The following is a 247-nucleotide window of genomic DNA, read 5'->3' on the forward strand; positions in this document are numbered from 1 at the left end:
ACACTAGGACAAAACCGCCATCGCTTACGCGAAATGGCAGAAAATTTTGAACTCTTTGTTCTTCGAGGGAATACGAGCTGTATTAATCTTTGTGAATGTGACAAATTTTTTGAAACATGGACAGAAATATATTCCCATAAGATTTCTGAAACTAACGTTATTGATCAACAAAACTGTGAAGAAGCACGTCTGCTTTGTCATCTTTTAGTCAAAGCTGTCGAACCTTTAGCATCTCTCATGAAACAAA

General features: G+C 36.4%; 1 protein-coding gene. It reads left to right on the forward strand.

Going from position 1 to position 247, the window contains the following annotated elements; all coding sequences use genetic code 11:
- Positions 1-247: hypothetical protein (locus ACFIO5_RS09860; protein ID WP_375705302.1), on the forward strand; the 247-nt coding region annotated here is incomplete at both ends.

The sequence above is a fragment of the Bartonella sp. AA86SXKL genome, assembly GCF_042196885.1.